A 15,060-nucleotide genomic window follows, 5' to 3' on the forward strand; every position below is an offset into this window, starting at 1 on the left:
GTCAGCCCAGGTACTCGACGCTGACCACTTCGTACTCGCGCTGGCCGGCCGGCGCGTCGATGGTGACGCTGTCGCCTTCGTGCTTGCCGATCAGGGCACGCGCCAGCGGCGAGGAGATCGCGATCAGGCCCTGCTTGATGTCCGCTTCCAGGTCGCCGACGATCTGGTAGCGCTTTTCCTCGTCGGTCTCGACGTCGGCCAGCGCCACGGTCGCGCCGAACACGATCTTGCTGCCGGCGCCGAGCTTGGTCACGTCGATGATCTCGGCGTGCGACAGCTCCGCCTCCAGCTGCTTGATGCGACCTTCGATGAAGCCCTGCTCCTCGCGCGCAGCGTGGTACTCGGCGTTCTCCTTCAGGTCGCCGTGCTCGCGCGCCTCGGCGATCGCGGCGATCACCTTGGGGCGCTTGACCGACTTCAGGTGTTCCAGTTCGTCGCGCAGACGCTGCGCGCCTTTCAGGGTGATGGGGGCTCTCATGCTTCCAACTCCTTGTGCAGTTCCTGCAGCGACCACACCGGGCCCGTGCCGCGGAATTCGAGGGATTGCACCAGCGCCTTGGCACCGGCGATGGTGGTCGAATAGGTCACGCGCTGCTGCAGCGCCTCGCGGCGGATCGAGAACGAGTCCGCGATCGCCGCGCGACCTTCGGTGGTGTTCACGATATAGGAAATCTCGCCGTTCTTGATCGAATCGACGATGTGCGGGCGGCCTTCCACGACCTTGTTCACGATCTCGCAAGCCAGGCCGTGCTGCTGCAGCCAGGCGCCGGTACCGCGGGTCGCGACCAGGCTGAAGCCGCGCTCGACCAGCGCCTTGGCCACCGGCAGCACGCGCTTCTTGTCCGGATCGCGCACCGACACGAAGGCCTTGCCCGGCTTCGGCGCGCGGATGCCGCCGGCTTCCTGCGCGCGCGCGAACGCGGCGCTGAAGCTGCGGCCCACGCCCATCACCTCGCCGGTGGAGCGCATCTCCGGCCCGAGGATCGGGTCCACGCCCTGGAACTTGGCGAACGGGAAGATCGCTTCCTTCACCGAGTAGTAGTCGGGCACGACTTCCTCGGTGGCGCCCTGCTCGGCCAGGGTGCGGCCGGCCATGCAGCGCGCCGCGATCTTGGCCAGGGCCACGCCGGTGGCCTTGGACACGAACGGCACGGTGCGCGAGGCGCGCGGGTTCACTTCCAGCAGGTAGACGGTATCGGTACCGTCCTCGTTGGACTGGATCGCGAACTGGGTGTTCATCAGGCCGACCACGTTCAGGGCCTTGGCCAGCTCCACCACCTGGCGGCGCAGCTCGTCCTGCGTCTGCTGCGACAGCGAGTACGGCGGCAGCGAGCACGAGGAGTCGCCCGAATGCACGCCGGCTTCCTCGATGTGCTCCATGACCCCGCCGATCAGCACGTGGCCGTCCTTGTCGGCGATGATGTCCACGTCGCACTCGACCGCGTTGTCGAGGAAGCGGTCCAGCAGGACCGGCGAATCGTTGGACACCTTCACCGCATCGCGCACGTAGCGCGCCAGGTCCGACTCGCCGTACACGATCTCCATCGCGCGGCCGCCGAGCACGTAGCTCGGGCGCACCACCAGCGGGTAGCCGATCTCGCGCGCCAGCGTCAGCGCTTCCTCGGCGGTGCGCGCGGTGCGGTTCGGCGGCTGCTTGAGGCCGAGCTTCTCGACCAGTTGCTGGAAGCGCTCGCGGTCCTCGGCCAGGTCGATCGAGTCCGGCGTGGTGCCGATCACCGGCACGCCGTTGGCCTCCAGCGCCTTGGCCAGCTTCAGCGGGGTCTGGCCGCCGTACTGCACGATCACGCCCTTGGGCTTCTCCAGCTCGACGATCTCCAGCACGTCCTCGAGCGTCAGCGGCTCGAAGTACAGGCGGTCGGAGGTGTCGTAGTCGGTCGAGACGGTTTCCGGGTTGCAGTTGACCATGATGGTCTCGTACCCGTCCTCGCGCAGCGCCAGCGCGGCATGCACGCAGCAGTAGTCGAACTCGATGCCCTGGCCGATACGGTTGGGGCCGCCGCCCAGGATCATGATCTTCTCGCGGTCGGACGGGTCGGCCTCGCACTCGTCCTCGTAGGTCGAGTACAGGTAGGCGGTGCTGGTGGCGAACTCGGCCGCGCACGAGTCCACGCGCTTGTACACCGGGCGCACCTTGTGCGCGCGGCGCAGCGCGCGGATCGCCGCCTCGTTGGTCCCGGTCAGCTGCGCCAGGCGCGCGTCCGAGAAACCGGCGCGCTTGAGCTTGCGCAGGCGCGCGGCGTCGAGCGCGTCGATGCCGTCGGCGGCCACCTGCCTCTCGGCCGCGATGATCTCCTCGATCTGGTCGAGGAACCACGGGTCGATGTACGACAGGTTGTAGACCTCCTCCACGCTCATGCCGGCGCGGAACGCGTCGGCGACGTAGAACAGGCGTTCCGGTCCCGGCGCCTTCAGCTCTCGCTTGAGCGTGGTCAGGTCGTCCTCGCTGGACAGGTCCAGCCCGGTCGGGTCGAAGCCGACCTTGCCGGTCTCCAGGCCGCGCAGCGCCTTCTGCACCGACTCCTGGAAGGTGCGGCCCATGGCCATCACCTCGCCCACCGACTTCATCTGCGTGGTCAGGCGCGCGTCGGCCTGCGGGAACTTCTCGAAGGCGAAGCGCGGGATCTTGGTGACCACATAGTCGATGGAGGGCTCGAACGAAGCCGGGGTCAGCCCGCCGGTGATCTCGTTCTTCAGCTCGTCCAGGGTGTAGCCCACGGCCAGCTTGGCCGCGACCTTGGCGATCGGGAAGCCGGTGGCCTTGGAGGCCAGCGCCGAGGAGCGCGACACGCGCGGGTTCATCTCGATGACGACCACGCGGCCGGTGTTCGGGTTGATGCCGAACTGCACGTTCGAGCCACCCGTATCCACCCCGATCTTGCGCAGCACCGCGATCGAGGCGTCGCGCAGGCGCTGGTACTCCTTGTCGGTCAGGGTCTGCGCCGGCGCGACGGTGATCGAGTCGCCGGTGTGCACGCCCATCGGGTCAAGGTTCTCGATCGAGCAGACGATGATGCAGTTGTCCGCGGTGTCGCGGACCACTTCCATCTCGAACTCCTTCCAGCCGAGCACGGATTCCTCGACCAGCACTTCATGCACCGGCGACAGCTCCAGCCCGCGCTTGATGATCTCCTCGAACTCTTCCTTGTTGTAGGCGATGCCGCCGCCGCTGCCACCCAGCGTGAACGACGGGCGGATGATGGTCGGGAAGCCGACCTTGGCCTGGATCTCCACCGCCTGCTCGAAGCTCTTGGCGACCTCGGCCTTCGGGCACTCCAGCCCGATCTCCTGCATCGCCACGCGGAACAGCTCGCGATCCTCGGCCATGCGGATGGCCTCGCGCTTGGCGCCGATCAGCTCCACGCCGTACTTCTCCAGCACGCCGTTGTCGGCCAGGTCCAGCGCGCAGTTCAGCGCGGTCTGCCCGCCCATGGTCGGCAGCAGCGCGTCCGGCTTCTCCTTGGCGATGATCTTCTCGACCGTCTGCCAGTTGATCGGCTCGATGTAGACGGCGTCGGCCATCTCCGGGTCGGTCATGATGGTGGCCGGGTTGGAGTTGACCAGCACCACGCGGTAGCCCTCGTCGCGCAGCGCCTTGCACGCCTGCGCGCCGGAGTAGTCGAACTCGCAGGCCTGGCCGATGACGATCGGGCCGGCACCGATGATGAGGATGGTCTTTAGGTCGGTACGACGTGGCATTTTTCAGTAATCCTCAACGTTCTCGGAAATGCGGGACCCGGCACCCGGGGCCCGGGACCCGGATTCAAGCCGACGCTGTAACGATTGCTGCAATTTGGAAAGCATCTGGCCGACGCGTTCGCAGAGCCGGAGCGCCGCAGCCAGCTGCGACGGTTCGCCCAGGCCAAGCCGCTCGGACAACAGCAGCTGCGTCTGCAATTCGCCGCACGCTCCCATGGCGATCGACACGGACCGCGCATAGTCCCGGGTGGTGCCGCGCGCATTGCCTTCTGCGATGCTGGAAGGGATCGAAACGGCGGAACGCCGGAGTTGCGCCGCCAGGCCATGGTCCTCGTCGCGCGGCAGGGACGCCGCCGACGAATGAACGCCCTGGGCGAGTTCCATGGCCAGCTGCCAGACTTCGAGTTCCCTGAAATGGGACACCGGCATCACGCGGCCTTTTCCGGGCCCCGGGTCGCGGATCCCGAGTCCCGCATCAACGCGGCGAACCGATCGAACAACGGCCCCACGTCATGCGGCCCCGGCGACGCCTCCGGGTGCCCCTGGAAGGAGAACGCCGGCGCATCGGTCAGCGCGATGCCCTGGTTGGTGCCGTCGAACAGCGAGCGGTGCGTGACGCGCACGTTGCCGGGCAGCGTCGCCTCGTCCACCGCGAAGCCATGGTTCTGCGAGGTGATCATCACCCGGCCGCTGTCCAGGTCCTGTACCGGGTGGTTGGCGCCGTGGTGGCCGTGGCCCATCTTGACGGTCCGCGCGCCGGAGGCCAGCGCCAGCAGCTGGTGGCCCAGGCAGATGCCGAAGGTCGGGACCTTCCTGGCGACGAACTCCTTGATCGCGGCGATCGCGTAGTCGCACGGTTCCGGGTCGCCGGGGCCGTTGGACAGGAACACGCCGTCCGGATTCATCGCCAGCACCTCGGCCGCCGGCGTCTGCGCCGGCACCACGGTGACGTCGCAGCCGCGCTCGGCGAGCATGCGCAGGATGTTGAGCTTCACGCCGAAGTCGTAGGCCACCACCTTGTGCTTCGGCGCGGCGGTCACGAACTCGTTGCGGTCCAGGTCGAGCTGGCCCTCGCGCCAGGCATAGGGCTTGTCGGTGCTGACCACCTTGGCCAGGTCCATGCCCTTCAGGCCCGGGAACTTGCGCGCCGCCTCCAGGGCCTTCTCGACGTCGATCTCGCCCGCCATCAACGCGCCGTTCTGGGCGCCCTTCTCGCGCAGGATGCGGGTCAGCTTGCGCGTGTCGATGCCGGCGATGCCGACCACGCCGCGCGCGATCATCCAATCGCCCAGCGAGGCCTGGCTGCGCCAGTTGCTGGGGCGGCGCGGCACGTCGCGCACGATCAGGCCGGCGGCCCACACCTGGGCGGCCTCGTCGTCCTGGTCGGTGAAGCCGGTGTTGCCGATGTGCGGGTAGGTCAACGTGACCAGCTGACGGGCGTAGGACGGATCGGTCAGGATTTCCTGGTAACCGGTCATCGCGGTGTTGAACACCACTTCGCCCACGGACAGTCCGTTGGCGCCTACGGATTCGCCCTCGAACACGGTGCCGTCTTCGAGGACAAGGATTGCGGGTTGGGTCACGGGAATCTCGCTCTGGCTGCGGGGGACTCCGATGCGCACCGGCCAAAATCCGGTTGCAGCAAAGCGCGGACGCGGTTCTGGAACCGGTCCGACGCTGGGTTCGGGCAAGCCGGAATTGTAGCGGCAAGTGCCCGCGCTTGCCAGCGCGAATGTACTGCGGCGTCCGTAGCGGCGCGCATTCGATCGCGCGGGCCGCAGCCGCATTGCGCGGCGAAAAAACCCATCATCGCGCCGCCCGGCAAGGTTTGTGGCCCTTCGGCTTGCGCATGCCTTGGACAGCCCCGCTTCATCGCCGCCAGCATGCGTGGCCACCCCGCCGCTCCTTGCCTGGCCAGGCAAATGGTTGCACCATACAACCAAACCCGACCAGGCCGCCGCCATGACAGATCCCGATGCCGAAGACATCCATCGCATCCGCGATGCGTCGCGGCGCCTCGTACGCGAACTCGGGTTCATGCGCCCGACGCTCGCGGGCACCGACCTCCACGCCTCGGCAGTGCACGCGCTGGTCGAACTCGGACGGCGCCGGGCGATCACGGCCGTAGCGTTGGCCGAAATCCTCAATCTGGAGAAATCCAGCATCAGCCGGTTGATCCGCAAGCTCATCGATGCGGGCAAGGTGACCGAGACGGCATCCAGCGAGGATGCCCGGGCCAAACTCCTGTCGCTGACCCCACAGGGCCGGCGAACGCTGGCGGAGATCGATGCCTTCGCCGAGCGGCAAGTCCGCGGCGCGGTCCTCCGACTGGGTCCGGCGAGCCGGAGGCGCGTCTCCTCGGGATTGGCCGCCTATGCGCGCGCCCTCGAAGACCTGCGTACGCAATCCCCGGAGTCCGCTCCGGCGATCCGGATCGAATCGGGATATCGCCCCGGCCTCGTGGGGCGATGCGCGGAAATGCACGCGCGCTATTACGCCAGGACCAGCGGCTTCGGCGCGTTCTTCGAGAGCCGCGTCGCGGCGGGAATGGCCGAGTTCGCCAACAGGATCGGGCATCCCGGGAACAACGCCTGGGCCGCGCTGATGGACGAGGAAATCGTCGGGACCATCGCCATCGATGGCGAGGACCTCGGCAAGGACCGCGCGCACCTGCGCTGGTTCATCGTGGAGGACGGCGTCCGCGGCGAGGGCGTCGGCAAGCGGCTTCTCGCCGAAGCCATCGCGTTCTGCGACGAGCGCAGCGTCCCGCACATCGAGCTATCGACCTTTGCCGGCCTGGATGCGGCCCGGCACCTCTACCTGGCCAGCGGTTTCGTCCTCGTCGAGGAACGACCCGGTTCGCAGTGGGGACGCGAGGTCATGGAGCAGCGCTACGTCCGCAAACTGCCGCGCGGGTGAAGCACGGGTTCCAGGCGCGGCGGCCAAGCATCGCCGCCGCGGTGGAGATCCGATGGACGCCCTCAACCGATCAGGTCGCGCACCCGGTAACTGCCGGCCGGCTTGCCGTGCAGGCGCTTGGCCGCATGCAGCGCGCCGCGCGCGAAGATGTCGCGATTGGTGGCGCGGTGCACCAGCTCGATGCGCTCGCCCAGGCCGGTGAACTGCACCAGGTGCTCGCCGACGATGTCGCCGGCCCGCAGGCTGGCATAGCGCGGCTGCGCGCCGCTGCCGGTCGCGGCCTCGCCCAGCGTCAGCGCGGTGCCCGAGGGCGCGTCCTTCTTGTGCACGTGGTGCGATTCGACGATGTCGCAATCCCAGCCCGGCAGCGTGCCGGCGGCGCGCTCGACCAGGTCGGTCAGCACCGCCACGCCGAGGCTGAAGTTGGAGGCCCACACCAGCGGGATCTTCGCCGCGGCCTCGGCCAAGGCTTGCCGCTGCGGCTCCTCCAGGCCGGTCGTGCCGGACACCAGCGGCACGCCCCGTTGCACGCACAGCTGCAGGACCGGCCCGAAACCCTGCGGCAGGCTGAAATCGATCGCCACGTCGAACGGCGGCGCACCGGAAAGCTCGCTGGCGGCGAAATGCGGCACGCCGTCGACCACGCGTTGCGAGGGCGAACGGCCCACGACCGCGGCGACCACGTCCAGGGCATCGTCCTCCGCGGCGAGGCGGAGCAAGGCCTTGCCCATGCGGCCGGAGGCGCCGTGGATGAGGATCTTCAAAGGCATGGTATTCATCGGCGCAGGCTAGCGGTCGCCGCGGCGCTCCACAAGCCGTCCACCGCATCCATGGAGCCGGGCCGGCCCGGGCCCCATGGCACCGGGCGTCGCGCTATGCCGCCAGCCCCGCGTGCTCGGCCAGCACTTCGCGCAGCAGCTCGCCCAGCACGCGCACGCCGGCCTCGATGCGCTCGCCCGGCACGGTCACGAACGAAAGCCGCAGCGTATTGCGCCGGGGATCGGCCGCGAAGAACGGCGCGCCCGGCACGAACGCGACGTTGCGCTCGATCGCCCGCGCCAGCAGCGCGGTGCTGTCGATGCCTTCGGGCAGCGTGACCCAGATGAACATGCCGCCTTCCGGCCGGTTCCAGCGGACCTGCTCCGGGAAGTGCCGGTCCAACGCGTCCAGCATCAACTCGCACTGGCGGCCGTAGAGCGCGCGGATCGTCGGGATGTGCTGGTCGAGGAAGCCGTCGCGCACGACCTCGTGCACGATGCGCTGGCTGAACGACGGCGTGTGCAGGTCCGCGGCCTGCTTGGCCTGCACCAGCTTGCCGAGCACCGCTTCCGGCGCGACCACGTAGCCCAGCCGCAGTCCGGGTGCGAGCACCTTGGAGAACGATCCCATGTAGACCACGCCGTCGGGATTCATCGACAGCAGGCTCGGCAGCGGCTCGCCGGCGTAATACAGCTCGCCGTAGGGATCGTCCTCGACGATCGGCACCCCGGCTTCGGCGGCCTTCGCGACCAACGCGGTGCGCCGTTCGCCGGGCAGGCGCCGGCCGGTGGGATTCTGGAAATTCGGCAGGCAGTACATGAAGCGCCCGCCGGCCAGTTGCCCTGGGGCCAGGGCATCGACCACCACGCCCTGCTCGTCCGAGGCCATCGGCGAGAACGCCGGCTGGTACAGCGAGAACGCCTGCAGCGCGCCGAGGTAGCTCGGGGCTTCCACCAGCACCTTGCTGCCTTCGTCGATGAATACCTTGCCGAGCAGGTCCAGGCCCTGCTGCGAACCGGTGGTCACCAGCACCTGCGACGGGCGGATCGCGGCGCCGGCGCGGCCGAGCCGTTCGGCGATCCACTCGCGCAACGGCGCGAAGCCTTCGGTGGGCCCGTACTGCAGGGCGGCGTGCGGCGCATCGCGCAGCACCTTCTCGGTCGCCTCGCGCATGCGCTCGACCGGGAACGTGGCCGGCGACGGCAGGCCGCCGGCGAAGGAGATCACCTCGGGACGCTCGGTGACCTTGAGGATTTCGCGGATCGCCGAACTGGTCAGCGCCTGCGCACGGCGGGATATGGAGAAGGATGTCGTCATCGCACAAGCATAACGGCCACGCCCGGCGTTGCCGATCTGCGCTGCAGCGAAGCGACCGCCTGCCGGTCCGTCAGCGCTTGCCCGGGCCGCAGCTGCTGCACCCGTCGCAGCCGCCCGCGCCGCCGCTCGCCGGCGGCGCCACGCGCCGCCCCAGCGCCTGCATCCATGCCGGCCGCCCGTCGCGCAGCAGCGGCAGCGCCACGGCGACGCGCAGCCGGCGCGCCGTGTTCGGGAACTGCTTTTTGAGCACCACCCAGGCGCTGGCCAGTACCGCCAGCGCGATCACCAGGTACTGGAGCAGCAGCGAGCCGGACATGTTCAGCCGGCTCCCAGCGCCTTGGCGACCTGGTAGGTGACCAGCGAGGCCAGGTAGGCCATCGCGAACAGGTAGGTCGCCGCGTACGCCATCTGCTTCCACGAGTTGGTCTCGCGCTTGATCGTGGCGAGCGTGGAGATGCACATCGGCGCGTAGATGTACCAGACCAGCAGCGACAGCGCGGTCGCCAGCGACCAGCCGTCGTGGATCAACGGCGACAGCGCCTGCGCGGCTGCGTCGTCGTCCGCGGCGGACAGCGCGTAGACGGTGGCCAGCGAGGACACCGCCACTTCGCGCGCGGCCATGCCCGGGATCAGCGCGATGCAGATCTGCCAGTTGAAGCCCAGCGGCGCGAACACCACGGCCATGGCGTGGCCGATGCGGCCGGCGAAGCTGTAGTCGATCGCCGGCAGGGTCGCATCGGGCGGCGCGCCGGGGAACGAGAGCAGGAACCACAGCAGGATGGTCAACGCCAGGATGATGCCGCCGACGCGCTTGAGGAAGATCATCGCGCGCTCCCACAGGCCCAGCGCCAGGTCGCGCGGGTGCGGCAGGCGGTACGACGGCAGCTCCAGCAGCAGCGGGTGCTCGCCCTTGTCGCGGCGCCACTTCTTCATCGTCCACGACACCAGCAGCGCGCTGGCGATGCCGGCGGCATAGAGGCCGAACAGCACCAGCCCCTGCTGGTTGAACACGCCCCACACGGTCTTCTGCGGGATGAACGCGCCGATCAGCAGCGCGTACACCGGCAGCCGCGCCGAGCAGGTCATCAGCGGCGCCACCAGGATGGTGGCCAGGCGGTCGCGCGGGTCCTGGATGCTGCGGGTGGACATGATGCCCGGCACCGCGCAGGCGAAGCTGGACAGCAGCGGGATGAACGAACGCCCGGACAGCCCGGCCGAGGCCATCAGCCGGTCGAGCAGGAACGCCGCGCGCGGCAGGTAGCCGGACTCCTCCAGCGCCAGGATGAAGGCGAACAGGATCAGGATCTGCGGCAGGAACACGATCACGCCGCCGACGCCGGCGATCACGCCGTCGACCAGCAGGCTGTTGAGGGGGCCTTCGGGCAGCACGCCGCCCACCCACCCGCCGAGCGCGCTGGTGCCGGCATCGATCAGGTCCATCAGCGGCGTCGCCCAGGCGTACACCGCCTGGAAGATCAGGAACATCACCACCGCCAGGCTGACCAGCCCGAACACCGGGTGCAGCAGCCAGCGGTCCAGCGCATCGTCGACCCGGCTGGTGCGCGAAGGCATCGTGACCGCCTCGGCCAGGATGCCGCGCACCATGGCGTGGTAGTTGCCGTCGGCGGGCAGTTCGACCTGCGGCGCGGATTGCGCTGGCGGCAGGCCGTCGAGCATCTCGACCAGCGCATGCGCGCCGTTGCGGCGCACCGCCACCGTTTCCACCACCGGCACGCCGAGCGCGCGCTCCAGGGCGAGGCGATCCACCACGATGCCGCGGCGGCGCGCGGCGTCCATCATGTTCAGCGCCACCACCATGGGCCGGCCCAGTTCGCGCAGCTCCAGCGCGAAGCGCAGGTGCAGGCGCAGGTTGGTGGCGTCGACCACGCAGACCAGCACGTCGGGCGCCGGTTCGCCCGGATAGAAGCCGCGGATCACGTCGCGCGAGACCGCCTCGTCGAGGCTGGCCGGCTGCAGGCTGTAGGCGCCGGGTAGGTCCAGCACCGCGAACTCGCGCCCCGACGGGGCGCGGAAATGCCCTTCCTTGCGCTCGACGGTGACGCCGGCGTAGTTGGCGACCTTCTGCTTGCTGCCGGTCAGCTGGTTGAACAGCGCGGTCTTGCCGCAGTTCGGATTGCCGACCAGGGCCAGCCGCAACGTCGATGCGCTCATGCCGCCTTCGCCTCCTCGACCTCGATCCGGGCGGCCTCGCTGCGGCGCAGGGCGAACCGGGTATAGCCCACCTGCACCAGCAACGGCTCGCGCCCGACCGGCCCCGTCGCCAGCACCACGACCTCCTCGCCGGCCACGAAGCCGAGTTCGCGCAGCCGGCGCGCGATCGCGTCGTTCGGCTGGCGATCTTCCACGGACTGCACGATGGCGGGACGGTGCAAAGGCATGTCGGACAGCGTCACGGAACGACCAGTGATTGGGAATGATTCTCGATTGTAGCATCGACGCAGCGCGTCATGGCCGCAACGGACCGGGCCGTTATCATCCGTTCGCACTCCAACGAGCTCGCTTCTCCATGCCGGAACCCGTTCTTCGCGTCATCGACCGCGGCCCGGTCCGCACCCTGCTGTTGAACCGTCCCGACCTGCACAACGCCTTCGACGCCGGCCTGGTCGCGGCGCTGACCGATGCGCTCGTGCAGTCCGCCGACGCCGCCACGGTGCGCGCCGTCGTGCTGGCCGGGGCCGGCACCTCGTTCTCGGCCGGCGCGGACCTGCAGTGGATGCGCGGCATGGCATCGGCCAGCGAGCAAGCCAACCGCGAGGACGCGCTCTCCCTCGCCCGGCTGATGCGCACGCTCGACGAACTGCCCAAGCCGACCATCGCGCGCGTGCATGGCGCCGCGTTCGGCGGCGGCGTCGGCCTGGTGGCCTGCTGCGACATCGCCATCGCCAGCGGCAGCGCCCGGTTCGGCCTGACCGAAAGCCGGCTCGGGCTGCTGCCGGCGGTGATCTCGCCCTATGTCATCGAGGCGATCGGCCCGCGCCAGGCGCGGCGCTGGTTCGCCACCGGCGAGCACTTCGACGCCGAAACCGCGTTGCGCATCGGCCTGGTCCACCAGATCGTCGAGCCTGAACGGCTCGACGATGCCCTGCAGCACCAGCTCGGCCTGCTCGACAAGGCCGGCCCGATCGCCTCGGCCACCGCCAAGCACCTGGTCCGGCGGGTCCGGGACAGCCGCGACCGCGATGCGCTGGATCGCGACAACGCGGCGCTGATCGCCCGCCTGCGCGTCTCCCGCGAGGGCCAGGAGGGCCTTGGCGCCTTCCTCGAGAAGCGTTCGCCCGGCTGGGTGACGGAGACCTGACCGATGCCGATCCCGCCGGACCGCCCTTCCCTCCATCCGGCCACCGGCTTCTTCCGGAGCCGGCCGGCATGAACGATTTCGTCCGCATCGTCGAAGTCGGCCCGCGCGACGGCCTGCAGAACGAGGCCCGCCCGATCGCGACCGCCGACAAGATCGCCCTGATCGACCGACTGTCGGCGACCGGCCTGCGCAGCATCGAGGCCACCAGCTTCGTCAGCCCGCGCTGGGTACCGCAATTGGCCGACGCCGCCGAGGTCTACGCCGGCATCGCCAAGGCCCCGGGCGTGGCCTACCCGGTGCTGGTGCCGAACGAACAGGGCTACGAACGCGCCCGCCAGGTCGGCGCGCAGGAAGTGGCGGTGTTCACGGCGGCGTCCGAGGCGTTCAACCGCCGCAACACCAATGCCGGCATCGACGAGTCGATCGAGCGTTTCCGCCCGGTGCTGGCGCGTGCGCGGCAGGACGGCGTGCGCGTGCGCGGCTATGTCTCCACGGTGCTCGGCTGCCCCTACCAGGGCGAGGTGCCCCTGGCCGACGTGGTCCGCGTCGCGCGCCGATTGCACGAACTGGGCTGCTACGAGATCTCGCTCGGCGACACCATCGGGGTCGGCACGCCGCGCCGGGCCCGGGCCATGCTGCATGCGGTGGCCGCGGAAATCCCCCTCGATGCGCTGGCCGTGCATTTCCACGACACCTACGGACAGGCACTGGCCAACATCGCCGCCTGCCTGGACGAAGGCGTGCGGGTGGTCGACGCCGCGGTGTCCGGCACCGGCGGCTGCCCTTATGCCAAGGGCGCCAGCGGCAACGTGGCCAGCGAGGACGTGGTGTACATGCTGCACGGCATGGGCATGTCCACCGGCGTCGACCTGCAGGCGCTGGCCGCCACCGGGCGATGGCTGGCGGCCCTGCTCGGCCGCGAGACCGGCAGCAAGGCCGGCAAGGCGCTGGCCAGCGCCTCGGCATGAGGCCAGGCAGCCGCAAGCGGTCCCTGCTCCCGCTTGCGGGGTGAAGACGTGCGGCTTGCGAACCACGGGCTCGCGCGCGCCTGAACGCCCCGCGCGCCGGGCCGGGGCGCGGAGCGAGGTGCCCGAGGAGCGGACGAGGGAGCCGCATGGAGCCCGCGCCCCGCAACAGGGGCAAACGCGCGCCATGTGCCAGCCGCCTCCCTCACCAAGCAAGCGCCCGATGGATGCGGGACGATGCGTTTTTTCATGATCGCCGTTCTGCGTCGGCCATCATCCGGCGCTTCGCGCCACCTTCTCCCGCAGGCGGGAGAAGGGATGGCGATTCCTCCGCCCTGGTTCATCCAATGCCTTTGTTCATCCAATGCCCTGGTTCATCCATCGCCTTGGTTCTCCAACGCCTTGGCTCTTCCATCGCTTGGTTCTTTCATTGCCAGGGTCCTTCCATCCGGAAGATGACGCGGCTCATGCCAGGCCGTAGGGCAATGCAGGGGTGGACACCACTCGTTCGCCTATCGCTTCGCCGCGCAGGAAACGCAATCCGGCTTCGATCACCTGCGCGTCGCCGGCGATGCGGTGATGTCCCAGCCCGGTGGTATTGAGCAGGCGCGAGCCAGGCCAATAGCGCGCATAACGCTCGCCCTCGTCCCAGGGCACCTCGCGGTCGGCCAGGTCGTGCACGATCAGCGCCGGCACGGCCAATCCGGGCACGACGTGCTGGGCGGCAATCGCAGGGAGCGACGCACCGGCCCGCCGTTCGAGCGCGCGCCGGAACATGGGCAAGGCCGGCGCACCGAGCCCCATGGCGCGGGCGAATCGTTCGGTCGCGGCCAGCGCGTCGGCCGGCGGCGCGATCAGCACGGCACGGCGCGCCTCCATGCCTTCGGCCAAGGCCAGCCCGATCGCCGCGCCGCCCAGCGAATGCCCGATCACGCCTTCGAGCGGCCCCAGCCGCCGCGCCACCCGCGCCAGCACCCGGCCGAATCCAGGCAATGTCGCATGCCTGCCGCTGCTGCGCCCATGCGCGACCTGGTCGAAACTGGCCACTGCGTAGCCCTGCTCGCGCAGGCGCGGCAACCAGGGCGACACGCGCAGGCCGAAGCTCGACCACCCGTGCGAGAACAGCAGCAGCGGCTGCGTGGCCGCATCGCCCCAGCGGTACAGCGTCACCGTCTCGCCGTCGATCTCCAGGCTGTCCAGTTCCGCATCCAGCAAGGGCGCGGCCAAGGCGCGCTCGCGGCCTTGCACCGAGGGACGGGTGAACACGGCTTCGATCCGCCGGCCGGCCTGGCGCGGGAGCAGCCAGCCTCCGACGCCGAAGGCGAGCCGCACTGCCTCCAGTCGAACCGCCTCATTAATACGAACGTTCGTGCTTTTATTGGGAACGACAACGACCGCCATGGCACTCTCTCCATCCAACGGGAATCAGGGGACGTGGCGCTGCAACAGCGCATCCAATGCCCGCTCGGCCCGGGCGACCACCTCGCCGGGGCCGAACAGGCGAAGGTCGTGGTGGACCACCAGCGCCAGGGCATAGGTCTCGAACGCGATCTGGGCGGCATCGCTGTCCGCCCGCAGGTCGCCCGCGTCGATCGCCAGTTGCGCGCAACGCTGCAGTTCCCCGCGCAGTTGGCGCTCATAGGCATGCACCCGCTCGCGTACCGGGCCCGGCTTGTCGTCGAACTCGCTGACGGCCGCGATCAGGATGCAGCCGCCGCCCTTGCCCAGGCCGCACAGGTAGTCCAGCCAGTGCCGCATCACGGCACGGTAGCGCGGGACGCCGCGGCGCTCGCGCAGCGCCGGCCGGAACACCTGCTCGGTGAACACTTCCGCCGCGTGGTCGAGGATGCACAGCTGCAGGTCCTCGCGCGAGCCGAAATGGGCGAACACCCCGCTCTTGGACATGCCGGCGGCCGACGCGAGCGCGCCGATGGTCAATCCGTCCAGGCCTTCGGTGCGCGCCAACATCGAACCGGTGGCGATCAACCGGTCGCGGGTAAGGTCGCCTTTGCTCGGCTGTGCGTTCATGACGGCGATAAAAACACGAACGATCGTTCGATTCAA

The 15,060-nt window shown here is 69.5% G+C and carries 14 protein-coding genes; 3 read left to right on the top strand and 11 right to left on the bottom strand.

Going from position 1 to position 15,060, the window contains the following annotated elements:
• Position 1: 1 nt before the first annotated feature.
• Genes greA through carA form a run of 4 tightly spaced genes read right to left on the bottom strand, consistent with a single transcriptional unit; the run spans position 2 to position 5,300 of the window.
• A complete protein-coding gene (gene greA / locus FD678_RS09020; RefSeq protein ID WP_140721626.1) occupies positions 2–478 on the bottom strand; it encodes a transcription elongation factor GreA in 477 nt (158 codons plus the stop codon).
• Positions 475–3,717, bottom strand: a complete 3,243-nt coding sequence (carB, locus tag FD678_RS09025; RefSeq protein WP_140721629.1) for a carbamoyl-phosphate synthase large subunit — start codon at positions 3,715–3,717, stop codon at positions 475–477. Before carB ends, greA begins: the two co-directional genes overlap by 4 nt.
• 3 nt (positions 3,718–3,720) lie before the next feature.
• Complete coding sequence (locus FD678_RS09030; protein WP_140721633.1) at positions 3,721–4,146, bottom strand: four helix bundle protein; 426 nt, start codon at positions 4,144–4,146, stop codon at positions 3,721–3,723.
• Positions 4,146–5,300, bottom strand: a complete 1,155-nt coding sequence (gene carA, locus FD678_RS09035) for a glutamine-hydrolyzing carbamoyl-phosphate synthase small subunit (protein ID WP_140721636.1) — start codon at positions 5,298–5,300, stop codon at positions 4,146–4,148. Before carA ends, FD678_RS09030 begins: the two co-directional genes overlap by 1 nt.
• Positions 5,301–5,679: 379 nt before the next feature.
• Between carA and FD678_RS09040 the strand changes: the two genes are divergently transcribed.
• Entirely contained in the window at positions 5,680–6,636 is a 957-nt protein-coding gene (locus FD678_RS09040; protein WP_140721639.1) for a bifunctional helix-turn-helix transcriptional regulator/GNAT family N-acetyltransferase, read from the top strand.
• Positions 6,637–6,698: 62 nt separating this feature from the next.
• On the opposite strand, the gene dapB is transcribed toward FD678_RS09040, so the two are convergent.
• The 5 genes from dapB to FD678_RS09065 all read right to left on the bottom strand — a co-directional run bounded on the left by dapB (position 6,699) and on the right by FD678_RS09065 (position 11,219).
• On the bottom strand, positions 6,699–7,406 hold the full coding sequence (gene dapB, locus FD678_RS09045; protein WP_218569590.1) for a 4-hydroxy-tetrahydrodipicolinate reductase: 708 nt from the start codon (positions 7,404–7,406) through the stop codon (positions 6,699–6,701).
• 103 nt (positions 7,407–7,509) lie between these two features.
• Positions 7,510–8,712, bottom strand: a complete 1,203-nt coding sequence (locus tag FD678_RS09050) for an aminotransferase-like domain-containing protein (protein WP_140721645.1) — start codon at positions 8,710–8,712, stop codon at positions 7,510–7,512.
• A gap of 70 nt (positions 8,713–8,782) precedes the next feature.
• Positions 8,783–9,028, bottom strand: coding sequence for a DUF6587 family protein (locus tag FD678_RS09055; RefSeq protein WP_140721648.1), 246 nt, complete (start codon positions 9,026–9,028; stop codon positions 8,783–8,785).
• A 2-nt stretch (positions 9,029–9,030) separates the two neighbouring features.
• The gene (gene feoB / locus FD678_RS09060; protein WP_140721651.1) at positions 9,031–10,884 is read right to left on the bottom strand and encodes a ferrous iron transport protein B; all 1,854 of its coding nucleotides are present in this window, start codon (positions 10,882–10,884) and stop codon (positions 9,031–9,033) included.
• On the bottom strand, positions 10,881–11,219 hold the full coding sequence (locus FD678_RS09065) for a FeoA family protein (RefSeq protein WP_305955975.1): 339 nt from the start codon (positions 11,217–11,219) through the stop codon (positions 10,881–10,883). The genes feoB and FD678_RS09065 overlap by 4 nt, the downstream gene beginning before the upstream one ends.
• Positions 11,220–11,239: 20 nt before the next feature.
• Between FD678_RS09065 and FD678_RS09070 the strand changes: the two genes are divergently transcribed.
• Both FD678_RS09070 and FD678_RS09075 read left to right on the top strand, forming a co-directional pair.
• Positions 11,240–12,031 (top strand): enoyl-CoA hydratase-related protein, encoded by a 792-nt coding sequence (locus FD678_RS09070; protein ID WP_140721657.1) that lies wholly within the window; start codon positions 11,240–11,242, stop codon positions 12,029–12,031.
• 68 nt (positions 12,032–12,099) lie between these two features.
• Positions 12,100–12,999 (top strand): hydroxymethylglutaryl-CoA lyase, encoded by a 900-nt coding sequence (locus FD678_RS09075; protein ID WP_140721660.1) that lies wholly within the window; start codon positions 12,100–12,102, stop codon positions 12,997–12,999.
• Between the two features lie 462 nt (positions 13,000–13,461).
• Here the strand turns inward: FD678_RS09075 and FD678_RS09080 are convergent, their stop codons facing one another.
• Entirely contained in the window at positions 13,462–14,328 is an 867-nt protein-coding gene (locus FD678_RS09080; protein WP_218569592.1) for an alpha/beta hydrolase, read from the bottom strand.
• A 93-nt stretch (positions 14,329–14,421) separates the two neighbouring features.
• On the bottom strand, positions 14,422–15,024 hold the full coding sequence (locus FD678_RS09085; RefSeq protein ID WP_177497656.1) for a TetR/AcrR family transcriptional regulator: 603 nt from the start codon (positions 15,022–15,024) through the stop codon (positions 14,422–14,424).
• Between the last annotated feature and the right edge of the window lie 36 nt (positions 15,025–15,060).

This window comes from Pseudomonas sp. Hp2, assembly GCF_006386585.1.
GTDB lineage: Bacteria > Pseudomonadota > Gammaproteobacteria > Xanthomonadales > Xanthomonadaceae > Pseudomonas_S > Pseudomonas_S boreopolis.